The sequence below is a fragment of the Nostoc sp. UIC 10890 genome (assembly GCF_054786515.1).
In genome coordinates this window covers 1-11,912 of sequence record NZ_JBSGKF010000004.1, presented here as the reverse complement: position 1 = coordinate 11,912, position 11,912 = coordinate 1, and the positions used below count along the sequence as shown (strand labels likewise).

The 11,912-nt window shown below is 42.2% G+C and carries 10 protein-coding genes; 9 read left to right on the top strand and 1 reads right to left on the bottom strand.

What is annotated here, in order from left to right; all coding sequences use genetic code 11:
- The first annotated feature begins 57 nt into the window (after nt 1–57).
- The 9 genes from ACWATR_RS32420 (at nt 58) to ACWATR_RS32380 (ending at nt 9,038) form a co-directional block, all read left to right on the top strand.
- The gene (locus ACWATR_RS32420; protein WP_460342067.1) at nt 58–888 is read left to right on the top strand and encodes a hypothetical protein; all 831 of its coding nucleotides are present in this window, start codon (nt 58–60) and stop codon (nt 886–888) included.
- Nucleotides 885–1,295, top strand: coding sequence for a hypothetical protein (locus tag ACWATR_RS32415; RefSeq protein ID WP_460342064.1), 411 nt, complete (start codon nt 885–887; stop codon nt 1,293–1,295). The genes ACWATR_RS32420 and ACWATR_RS32415 overlap by 4 nt, the downstream gene beginning before the upstream one ends.
- Nucleotides 1,285–2,472, top strand: a complete 1,188-nt coding sequence (locus ACWATR_RS32410; RefSeq protein ID WP_460342061.1) for a hypothetical protein — start codon at nt 1,285–1,287, stop codon at nt 2,470–2,472. Before ACWATR_RS32415 ends, ACWATR_RS32410 begins: the two co-directional genes overlap by 11 nt.
- Nucleotides 2,469–2,897 carry a hypothetical protein gene (locus ACWATR_RS32405; RefSeq protein ID WP_460342058.1) on the top strand — a complete coding sequence of 143 codons (429 nt, stop codon included), beginning with the start codon at nt 2,469–2,471 and terminating at the stop codon, nt 2,895–2,897. The genes ACWATR_RS32410 and ACWATR_RS32405 overlap by 4 nt, the downstream gene beginning before the upstream one ends.
- A 538-nt stretch (nt 2,898–3,435) precedes the next feature.
- Nucleotides 3,436–5,016, top strand: a complete 1,581-nt coding sequence (locus ACWATR_RS32400; protein ID WP_460342055.1) for a group II intron reverse transcriptase/maturase — start codon at nt 3,436–3,438, stop codon at nt 5,014–5,016.
- 53 nt (nt 5,017–5,069) lie between these two features.
- Nucleotides 5,070–6,455, top strand: a complete 1,386-nt coding sequence (locus tag ACWATR_RS32395) for a type IV secretory system conjugative DNA transfer family protein (RefSeq protein ID WP_460342052.1) — start codon at nt 5,070–5,072, stop codon at nt 6,453–6,455.
- Nucleotides 6,456–6,506: 51 nt separating this feature from the next.
- The gene (locus tag ACWATR_RS32390; RefSeq protein ID WP_460342049.1) at nt 6,507–6,911 is read left to right on the top strand and encodes a hypothetical protein; all 405 of its coding nucleotides are present in this window, start codon (nt 6,507–6,509) and stop codon (nt 6,909–6,911) included.
- A 4-nt stretch (nt 6,912–6,915) separates the two neighbouring features.
- Complete coding sequence (locus ACWATR_RS32385) at nt 6,916–8,163, top strand: hypothetical protein (RefSeq protein ID WP_460342046.1); 1,248 nt, start codon at nt 6,916–6,918, stop codon at nt 8,161–8,163.
- Nucleotides 8,164–8,189: 26 nt separating this feature from the next.
- Nucleotides 8,190–9,038 carry a restriction endonuclease gene (locus ACWATR_RS32380; protein WP_460342043.1) on the top strand — a complete coding sequence of 283 codons (849 nt, stop codon included), beginning with the start codon at nt 8,190–8,192 and terminating at the stop codon, nt 9,036–9,038.
- 55 nt (nt 9,039–9,093) lie between these two features.
- On the opposite strand, the gene ACWATR_RS32375 is transcribed toward ACWATR_RS32380, so the two are convergent.
- Nucleotides 9,094–11,912: phage tail family protein (locus tag ACWATR_RS32375; RefSeq protein ID WP_460342040.1), on the bottom strand; the 2,819-nt coding region annotated here is incomplete at its 5' end.

Below are 11,912 nucleotides of genomic sequence, written 5' to 3'. Positions count from 1 at the left end.
GCTCCTGCCTTCTGCCCTCTGCCTTTCTTGATAACGTTACGGTAACTGAGGATATAAATGTTAAAGAAAACCACTATTATTGCAGCATTTTTAATCTTAACTAGCGCGGCAAAAGCAACGGCGATACCTGCCCGAACGGTTTACCAGAACGACGCAAACTCCAATGCCATCGAATTAAAAGTGTGGAAGGGCTACGGGCTAACTATTAATTTGATGTCTACAGGGGAAACTATCAAGCAAGTTTGGATCGGCGATCCAAGTCGCTTCGCCTTTACTTCAAATGGTGCTTTATGCCCGTCATCAGGCAACGATTCTGACTGCACAGGAGGCAAAGCGACTGTAATTTTCCTTCGCCAGATTGACCCGATCAACTTCCCTGTTACCTCTAGTAGCAATGGAAGCACTCAAATTACAGTACTTACGAATGAAAAACAATATCAATTTAAGATAGTCCCTGCTACTGGCAACCCAGCCTATACAAGCTTGGTGATTAAATCGGATTCAGATCGCCCATTGCCAATTACGCGTCCGCGAACGCCACTTCCCCTAACAGTTGAAAAACCGCAATCAGCGCCGCCAGTAGCCCACCAGCCCTCGTTGCCACCACAAACAATAACAGTCCAAAAGCCTCAGCCTGTTGCCGTTTTACGCCCCAATCCTGGGACTACGCTAAATGGTGCGATTCAGAGGAACGATGCTAATGCTCTCGCTTTTGGGCTAGCAGAAGCGGGGCGCAAAGGTCAAGTTAAACCCGGATCTACCATCTGGAACAAGGTGCAAGATGCAATTAAATTGTTACGGCGTGGCAAGACTATAGATGAGGCGATTTCACTTTCTCAGGTCGATAGAACTACTTTTGATCAATTACTTGAATGGGGGCGGTTGTGAACAATTTTTCTAAATCTATTCGCCAAGAATTAGGCGATTTTCTGGATTCATGTAGGTGCGAAGGTGAGTTATGGATGTTTCCACCAATCGGCTATTTGCTGCTTTTGACTACTCTTTTGGCTGTGGGTCAGACAAAGCTTAGTCCTGCAACAACCTACTTAAAATGGCTGTTACCCATGCCCTTTGCAACCTTAACTGTATTGCAAATAAACCAGTACAGAAAATCCAAAAAGCTGTTAGCACCAACAGGAAATGTAGAGCTACAGCAATCCAAAAGTGGATGCGAAAGTTGTGCCTATTTTCATGGGCGACAATACGACCAAGAAATCCTAATATGCACGGTACATCCACGCGGCTCCAATCAAGAACAATGTCCCGATTACTTTAACAAAAATCATGAAACTTAAGCCTTTTCTACTGGCTGCAATAGCTTCTCTAGTTCCGCTTTCCGCCTCAGTCGCACAGACACCAACAATCGATTATTCACAAGGCTTGTACAAGACGGCTGCCCCCGACTGGTCGAAAATCACATGGGATACTTTGCCACCCGTTCAACAGCCAGGATTTTTAAAGATACCTAAAAACCTGATTTCAGTTTTTGGCTACGACCCCTCGCGCTCGTGGACAGCAGGGCAAAAAGTAGACTCTGTTGTGATGTTGGGGGATGCAGATGATGCCTTTAAGATGTCTGCCTTGAGCTTAAAGTCCATTGACACGGTGGCTTTGCCCACTACAGGCACAACCACCAAACCCACCCTCAAAGACTTTGGATTAATGCAATGGCAAACGCCAAAAACATTAGTTAAAGCAATGCCTGAATTAAGCAATTTGAGCCTATCAGAAGTTCCCCCATTAGCCGAACTATTCTCCAAGAATGGCGGCGGTGGCGGCACTATTTCTCAGTCCATAGCCTCAAATCCTCAAGTCGCAAACCTGACACTAGATAAGATTGACCTAAGCAAATATTCGCTTGATTCAATTCCTGGGTTGGACAAAACTCAGCTAGGAAACTTTGAATCATGGCAGCAAGCATTAGTCAATCAAATTCCTAAATTAAGTCAAGTGCCCTTTGATAAAATGCCTCAGCCTATTAGCTCTGGGATAGACGTTGTGGGTATCGCGTCGGTTGTACTTGGGACGGCTGAAAAAGGCGATGCAAGGGCTGGGAATGATTACTTTGTGTCTGGCAGCGTTGTCAGAGGCGATCGCACTTTAACAGTCGCCTGTCCTCCAGGCATTGAATGCTCATACTTAGAGATGGGGGATTTTGCTGGCAGTCAGGGCGGCTTATATGGCAAGCGCTGGGCATCTGGCTCATCCCAACAAGTATTGGGTGGTTATGGAATTCTAGCCTCTGTGAATGGGGGCAAGGAACCGACGGGGCGGCTAGTGTATGGTAGTGGATTCAAAGTGGCGCTAACTGGAGTTAATGAAGCGAAAGGAACCGCAGACTTTGGTCTTTTCTTTAGGATTTGCGCTCGTCCGCCATTTCAGCAGAAAACTTGCACCCCTTACTTCATTGGGCCAGTTCCCTGGTTGCCCGTGAGTGAGAATGATTTGGTTATCGTGGGGACGGGACGATGACAGGGACTCCTAAGACAGAGGTTAAGCCAAATCAATTTATTCCCCCAGGTATTGAATCGGCTCTGTTTTCCCCCGCAGGTTTAGGGGTACTCGTCTGTGGTGCGATGATTGTAATCGCCAAAATCATCGATAGTAGGGGAGGTATTGCCAAGCTAGCGACCGCGAGGTGGGGCGGCGCGGTGGAGAAAAAAGCCGCTCGTCAACTGGCGATTAAGCAAATTACAAGCCGCTTGCATAACCGAGTATCTTTATATGTTGGCACTCCCAAGAATATAAAGAGTCAGATTATCGATGGAATTAGGAAAACGAGTATCCCTGAAGATTCAAAAACCCTTTACTTCCCAGAAGCACAGCGAGGCATCCTAGTTTGTGGTGGGCCGGGGAGTGGAAAGTCATTTTCAATGATTGTGCGATTCGTTGACTAGTGAATCACGGTGTAAGTCCGTACATAACTAGTCCAACCTGACAGCAGATAACTGTCATTACAGGTTGAACTCTCGGCTTGATGTAGGTGTAAGTCCTACCATTCAGACTCAGAATTGACTCCTTACCTGCCCACACTGAGTAGACTCGGTTTCTACAGGGTGAAGCTGGGAACAGGGCGTAATTAGACAGCCGTTGCGGGCTGACACTAGCGCTAATAGGGAGTTCCCATGATGAAACAGAGCCTATAAAAGCAACTTAGAAAAAAGCAGGGCGCAACATAAAACCCTTGACTTCACTGGAGATAACCCCGCCGTGGAAGATCATAACAACGGTAAGAGTCCTGGGGTTCCCGTAGTTGAATTGGCTACATCTAAAGGAACAATCAATCATACCGAGGGAACGAATAAAAACGATTTGGGAGTCTAGGGGAAGTCGAACCCCTGGTAGGTAAGACGGGATACGGAATTCTCACAAGTCGGGTAGGACGCAACGTAATTGTTGCGAGGTGTTCAGAATACATTAACTAGAGAAGAGAAAATGATTAGGCACGGTTACAAAACTAGTGAATCTTGGAGAGCTTTACCGTGGAAGAAATTCCGCCGTAACCTTTTCCGCCTTCAAAAGCGCGTGTACAAAGCTGTTCAAGTTGGAGACAAGCGGAAAGCTAGGTCACTCCAAAAGCTCATTCTAAAATCAACCTCGGCTCGATTTCTTGCAATAAGACAAGTATCTCAGTTAAACGCTGGTAAAAAGACGGCGGGTATTGATGGCAAAAAATCCCTAACCTTTTCCGAACGCTTCTATCTAGAAGAATGGTTAAGAGTTAATAGCGGAGATTGGAAGCATCAAGGCTTACGGGAAATCCCCATCCCCAAAAAGGACGGGACAACCAGAATGCTTAAAATACCAACCATAGCGGATAGAGCTTGGCAATGTCTAGCTAAATACGCTCTGGAAGCCGCACATGAAGCAACTTTCCACGCCAGGAGTTACGGGTTTAGACCTGGGCGCTCTGCCCACGATGCACAACAGAGCATCTTTAATAACCTAAACTCAAGTAGCAACGGAATAAAAAAACGAGTAATAGAACTCGATATCGAAAAATGCTTTGATAGGATTAATCACTCAACGATTATGGATGAACTCATTGCCCCTAAAGGCTTAAAACTCGGTATCTTCCGATGCCTCAAGGCTGGAGTTAACCCACAATTCCCCGAACAGGGTACGCCTCAAGGGGGAGTAGTTAGCCCATTACTAGCTAATATCGCTCTCAACGGGATTGAAAGTATCCACAGATACCATTATGGATACAAAGAAGGAAAGATAATAACGGAAAAAACACCGGCAAAATCGATTAGTGAGCCATCAATCCGCTATGCGGATGACATGGTTATTATACTCCGCCCCGAAGATGATGCAGAAGAGATACTTGAAAGAATCGCCGAATTCCTCCGCATTCGCGGAATGAATGTAAGCCAAAAGAAAACCAAAGTCACCGCCGCGACAGACGGGTTTGATTTCCTCGGCTGGAACTTTAAAGTCCAGAAAAACGGAAAGTTCAGAAGTACTCCCTCAGTGGATAACTTTAAAGCATTCCGTAAGAAAGTAAAACACGTTGTCAACAACTCGAATTATGGTTCTATCGTCAAGGCTGAGAAATTAGCACCGATAGTTAGAGGTTGGAGAAACTACCACAAGTTCTGTAAGATGGATGGTTCAAAGCATTCGCTTTGGTTCCTGTCCAGCAGAGCATACACGGTATTTAACAAGGAAACAAAGCAAAACCGCTATTCGAGTGAAAAGCTCATAAAGAAAGCATTTCCAACGATTCCTTACTCCGAAAATAAACACGTCATGGTTCAGGGTACAAAATCCCCCTATGACGGAGATACAGCCTATTGGAGTAAACGTAACAGTAAACTCTACGACGGCGAAACTTCTATTGCTCTTAAAAAGCAAAACCATAGATGTGCTTCCTGCGGCTTAAAATTCATTGATGATGAGCGCATTAACTTGCACCACATCGACAGAAATCACGCCAACTGGAAAAAGAACAATCTAGAGGCAATCCACGAAAGTTGTCACGATTATAAGCACATGAGCAAAAGCGCAAGCTGAGAACATCGGGAGCCGTGTACACAGAAATGGGTACGCACGGATCTAACTGAGAGGTGCGGGGAATAATATCCCCCATCGACTCAACCAATCCCCTGATCCGCTCCGCAGTAGATCAGGGGCTACCCATCGTCCTTTATGATTTCAAGTACGCACAGCAAGAATCAGCCACAGCAGTTGCCAAGGGGCAAGCGCCAATACTGGCAGGGTATGCGCTCTCTCGCGGTTATCAAGTTACCGTACTTGCCCCAGGCTTTGCAGAATCAGCAGTTGCCAACCCTATAGACTTTCTTCGTAGCAATGAAGACTCAGAGATGGCGCGGCAGCTTGCAATTACACTCAATCGCAACTTTCAATTGGGTGATAAAGATTCTGGAAATAGCTTTTTCACCAATGCTGGAGATCAGTTAGTCCAAGCCGTCTTTATGCTGGCAAAGGGCACAGAGTATCCAGATATTATGATGTGCCAAGCAATCCTGGGGTTGCCAAAGTTAGTTAAGCGCATTGAGCAAGCCGCCGAACTAAACTTCATGGTTAGAGAGGCTTTCGCACAGTTTGTATCTGTTGCAGGGTCGCCAGAAACAGCAGCTAGTATTGTGGGTACGGCTAGCGGATTGTTCAGCCGCTTCATGGTTCCCTCGGCCTTGGCTGCCTTCTGTGGAAAAACCAATATTCCACTGGATTTGAAGGGGCGGCAGATGGTGATTTTCGGAATGAACAAAGAGAAGCGTGATGTGATTGCACCCTTGCTAGTCTCAATTCTGCATCTATTAGTGAGCCGGAATGTAGCTAACAAACGTACTTGTCCTTTGGTATTAGGGATTGACGAATTGCCTACTCTTTATTTACCAGCACTGGTTGATTGGCTGAATCAGAATCGGGAAGATGGCTTAATCTCTCTGCTGGGCTTGCAAAACTTATCAATGCTGATTGAATCCTATGGTGAAAACACAACTAATGCAATATTTGGTGGTTGTGCTACCAAAGCATTCTTTAATCCCCAAGATGATGTCGCCGCCGAACGATTTAGTAAGTTTTTAGGTGAAGAGGAAATTAAATACAAGCAACGTTCTCGCTCATCAGGAGGTAAGGGTGGTGCAAGCATTTCTAATTCTGACCAAAACAGTACCCGAAAATTATTTGATGTCAATCAATTTAACACTTTACCATCGGGGAAAGCAGTAATTATTAGTCCAGGTTTCCGTTCTCGTGGTCAAATAAGTTTGCCAATATTGCAATCAATTAAAATTCCTCAACATGAAATCCAATCGGAAGCTGACAGTGTGAAAGCTTGGTACGAGTTTCAAAAGTTTTTATCTAAAAAGTCTACTCTCTTAACTCCAGCAGATGAAGAAATGAAAATTCGCCGAGCCTCCGCGATAAAATTGTTACCTTTAATAGAGAACCAAGAGCAGTTATCAGAATATGCAAGTCTGATTTAAAGTGAAATTTCCTGCCCTTAATAGTCATCACAAATATTCAGGATAAATACCATGTCGTCACGCGATTTTTACTCACTTAATGATTATGACAGACGAGAAATTGCAAAACTTCCACCTCAGATAGCAGCTTTAGCAGATAAATATCCATGTGAGATTGTAAATGTTGTCGATGCTTGGGACGATGAGCCTTTTGAGATTAATTATGTTCCTCAATATGTTGAAATTTATAGCGATGCGGGTGAAAAGGCTAGCTTGTGTATTTTAGACGGGGTTCTCACAGACTATACACCTGCTAATCCAGAAATTAATACCTCAACTGTCCAAGTAATCATTGATGGCAAGTTTGCTTATATCGAAATTGAAGGAAGGGTAATAATCAATCATTTGGGCGGAATAATTCTCCCCAAAGTAACTGTCAATCCTTCGGAGTTAATTCAAGTTTTACTAAAGGAATAAAATCATGATTGATGATGGAGATGCCAAAGAAATTAAACGTGACTACTTGGATATTCTAGAAGCACTACTTAAAAATATTCAGCAAAAAGCAAAATCAAAAGAAATACCGACTAGCAACGATATAAGTATTTATGCTGGTGGAAAGCAGGTATATAAAGGACTTGTCGGACAATCACCATCTAAAAATTTATTGACTTCCGAACAACTAGAGAATATTAACCTAGCAATAACTGACCCCAAAAATTCTCAAGGTACTATCTCGATCAAGATTGGTAAATCGGAAGTTTTTCGCGTTCAAAATGGACGGATAACCAATGATTTATTAGGTTTAGCTCCCCCATCACAGCCAAATAAAGTTGTAACGAAGGAGCGAATTTACAGTGTAGAAGCTTTGCAAAAACAAGTGAAAGTTTTACAAAGTAAACTTCAAGCACAACAAAAACTTGTTGAAAGTATCAAAGAGACGCAACAAACGCCCGAATCGCTGTCAAAGTTAATTGACCAAGTTGCCGAAATGGGTAAATCTTTGGAGAAACAACAGCAGTTGATTGAAAATACCCAAAAAGCATTGTCCCAGGTGAATGAACGTTCTTTACCACAAATTCAAAATACGGTTCTTCAAAACTGGGTGGGTACGGTTGAGAACCAGGTAAAACAAACTGCCAAGAATGTTTTTGAGTGGGTTAAAGATGCGCTAACACCTGAAGTTACCAAGCTCAGAAACGAAATTGCTTTACTCAAATCTCAAATTAATGAACAAATTACTAGCTTCAAGGATGAAGTTAAATATCAGACTGACAGTGTAAGAAATGAACTCAATCAACAAGTTGGTAACTTAACTCAAGAGTTACGTACACAAGTAGATGGTGTTAAAAACACGGTTGAGCAAAAGATTAAGGGTGTTCAGTCAGCCATTGACAATACTCGAACTGAACTACGGGCTGCTGTCGATGATGTCAAAGGTCAAGCAATTGAGCAAAGTGTTAAAGCCCTGCTGAACATCTTGGGCAAAGATAACCCTGATGGTTCTAAGAGTTTTAAAAGTACAAATTTTGATTTTGAACGCCTTGGCGATAATGTAATTGTTCGTGCCAAAAACGGTGAGGCTGTTCTCACTGATGGACTTTTATCGCCTAACGTTTCAGAGAAACAGTTACAGGCACTTGATAAAGTTCAATCTGTTGTTGATATGCATCATCAAATTCAGCAGTATTCTCAACAAGAATCACAATCTAAAGGTATGCACAGATAAAGCAGATGGGGCAGTGGGAGCGTAAAATGATACTAATTCTAATCATTGGTTTGTTGTTTGCACTGGGTGGAATAATTTTTCTAGCTTGGCTGTTTGTATTATTTCCACCTTCAACGCCAAAGTCAAAGTATCGCTCCCAAGGTTTTAAGCAATCGCCATTACCACCCAAGAGTACAAAATCGTCTGACATTTCACCTCAAAATTTTGTACGACAAAGCCCAGCACCAACGCAAAAGACTCTCTTAGCTAAAAACTTTAACAAGCCTGTACGACAAAGCTCAGTACCAAGGCAAAAGGCTTTCTTAGCTAAAAATTTTAAGAAGCAATTACTACCAAGCCCAGCGCGAACACTAAGGGTTAGATTACCTAAAAATCTTAAGAAACACTTGAACAATATTGAGTACGCTAGTCAAGTATTACTTGAGCTTCGTAGCATAACTCAATTAGCCAAATTGCCAGTAGTAATCGCTACGCTACGCAGGATATCGCCTTACGTTTTTGAAGAATTGGTACTTACTTGCTGCTTTGAACAGGGCTGGCAAATCCAACGCAACTTTCGGTACACTGGTGACGGCGGAATAGATGGTCGAGTGTTGATTTTGGGAAAGCTTTATGTAATCCAGGTTAAGCGTTACGCTGATTACATTAGCCCAGAACACATCAAAGATTTCCTGTGCTGTATTGAAGGAGAAGGAGCTAGTGGTGGATTCTTCGTGCATACTGGCATAACTGGACAGTTATCAAAACAATTGATTCGTCGCTCCGACAAAATAATCTTAGTGAGCGGTCAGAAACTAGTAAATTTTGTCTTAGGTAAGCAGTTAAAAATAGTGGGAATAACAATATCAGTTAAAACAGTGAACAGTTATCAGTGAACAACTAACCTATGAATGAATTAATGGAAATATCTGATACCTGATACCTGATAAGTTAGCGTCGAAACCGGATCTGCTCCCCGTTATCATCTGATTGTTGAGGGTTTATTTTCAATCTTTTCATAATCGATGGTTTGTCATCTTTAATCAGTTGCCTAACGATGTTCATTTTCTGATCAAAAGTCAAAGCCTTGGCATCAGTTGTAACACTCGTAAATAACTCACTGACTTTTGCTCCTGTTACTTTTTCACCTTTGACATATTTTCCTACTTCCATAACTACTTCTGCCAATCTTTCAATATCTAAACCCGGAATTATTTGTTTAATGTGCAATTTAACTGACTCTTTTAATAACTCAGTTTCTACTTCTATTGAGAGGGATTGAACATTTCCTTCTTCATAATTTTGATGATGTCCCCATTTTTCAGTCAAGTCAAGCATCTTTTGTAAGGCAGTAGTAAACCCGGTATAAGTTTTAGATTCGCTCACCCCTAGCAATTCTTTCAGTTTTGAGAGCGCTAATCCAGTCTCATAACTTGCAACAGTTTCTTGAGCAACGTAGTCAGAAATAGCATTAAGAGCTAAGTGTTCTGAAGTTCGAGTTTTTTGGGTCAAATACCCTACGAATTCATTGTCCAGTAGTTGCTGAAACTGGTTGAATTTGGTTTTTCCTCCTTTTAGCTGCTGACTGAATTGAGAGAGTTGTTTTATTAGTCGTGGTAAGGTTTCAGTAATGATGGACTCAACTAATGACTGTTCTATATTTTGAGCAATTGATAAGATAGCTTTTTGTGAATCAAGTTGTTGTTGAATTTGAGTAATAGCTGTTTCTAAGTTTTCAAACTTAGTTCTTGTTCCCTTTAGCTGTTGACAAATTTGAGAGAAATGTTCTATTAATTGTGGTAAAGTTTCGGTGAGGGCAGACTCAACAGCCGAGTATTCGATATTCTCAATAATTGATAAGACAGTTTTTTGTGAATCAAGCCGTTGTTCAATTTGAGTAATAGCTACTCCTAAGCACTCAAAGGTGGTTCTTCCCTTATGCTGCTGGCAAGTTTTAGAGAGTTGTTCTATTAGTTGTGGTAAGGTTTCAGTAATAATGGATTCAACTAATGACTGTTCTATATTTTGAGCAATTGCGTTTACAGCCCTTTGTGAAGAAAGATATTGTATTTCATGCTCAATTCTTGTAGATATTTTATCAAATGCGGGTTTAAGAGCTTTTTGCTGTTGGCAAGTTTTAGAAAGTTGTTCTATTAGCCGTGGTAAAGTTTCAGCTAGGGCAGACTCAACTAATGACTGTTCTATGTTTTCAACAACTGATAAGACAGTTTTCCTTGTTGAAAGGTGCTGCTCAAATTGAGAAATTGCAGTTTCCAGGTCGTCGAAATTAGTTATTCTTCCTGATATATGCTGGTGATGTTGAGAGAGTTGCTCTATTAGTTGTGGTAACGTTTCACTGAAAGCAGACTCTACAGCCAACTGTTCAATATCCTCAGCAATTATATCGATAGTTTTTTGTAAATCAAAGCGTTGTGATAATGGCTCAATTGCTGTAAATATTTTATCGAATGTGGCAATACCTTTTTTTAGCTGCTGTCTCAAAGGAGAAAATTGTTTTATTAGTTGCGGTAAAGTTCCAGTGAGGGCAGAGGAGACAGCCGAGTATTCAACATTTTGAGTAATTGCGTCTATAGCTCTTTGTGATGAAAGTCGTTGCTCAATTTGAGTAATGACTGCTTCTAAATCGTCAAATCTACTTCTGACTCCTTTTTGCTGCTGTCTCAAGGGAGAGAATTGTTCTATTAGTTGCGGTAAAGTTTCAGTGAGGGCAGACTCAACAGCCAAGTATTCAATATTTTCAGCTATTGCCCAAACAGTTTTTTGTGAACTTGAAAGTTCTGACTGTTGAGCAATAGCTGTTGTGTGAGCTAATTGCTGACTGCCTTGAGAGAGTTGCTCTCTTCTTTGTGGCAACAAAGTTGTTAGGGTGGACTTAACTACTGACTGTTCAATAAAGTCAGAGATTACATCCACTGTTCTTTTTGATAAAATTTGTTGCTCAATTGAAGCAATCACTGCTCCAAAGTCATCTAATCTGGTTCTGGCTCCTAAGAGGTGTTGCTGATAGCCGTACAGTTGTTCTGTTAATTGTGGTAACGTTTCAACCAAGGCTGATTCAACTACTGACTGTTGAATATCCTCAGTAATTGCGTTTAGGAGTTGTTCGGTAGTTGGTCGTTTGGCGTTTCCATTTTGTTCAAAACTGACATCACTTGCTGTGCCGTCAATAATTGCTGAATTTTCTGGGTTAACTTGTCTTGAGAAGTTCGTTGCTCGTTGACCTCGAAGCCAATCATCTGTAGAGCTTGGGTTAATTCTTGCACTAACGGCTCCAAGTTCGAGGACTTCTTGGCATTCAATGTCTCGGCTAACTGCTGCAAGAAGCTCGACTGACTCGCGCTCATCTCGATTAGGTTCTGGGCTTGGCTCGTTTCTAAGAACTCGATTTTCTGGGTCAATTGCTCTATCTTCTCGGTTAGCAACTGTATCTGAGTTAGGTTGTTGTCGTTGGTTAAAGTCATGGGTTTGTACCTCTGGTTTATTTTGTAAAAGATAGGGAACAGGCAATGGGGAACAGGCAACAGTTTTTTGTATTTCATCTTCCCTGTGTGTCGGTAAGAGATCCAATTTGTCATTCCCTGTTGCCTGTTCCCTGTTGCCTGTTCCCTCAAGTTGTATAGAACGTTGTTCTGGTGTCAGATGAGGCAAAGGTGGAAAAGCCGCAGTCTTTGAATGCTGATTCTGCTGTTGCCAGTCCCTTAAACGCTTTGCTTCATGGCTCAATTTCTCGTAAGCGAGTGGCCCACTTG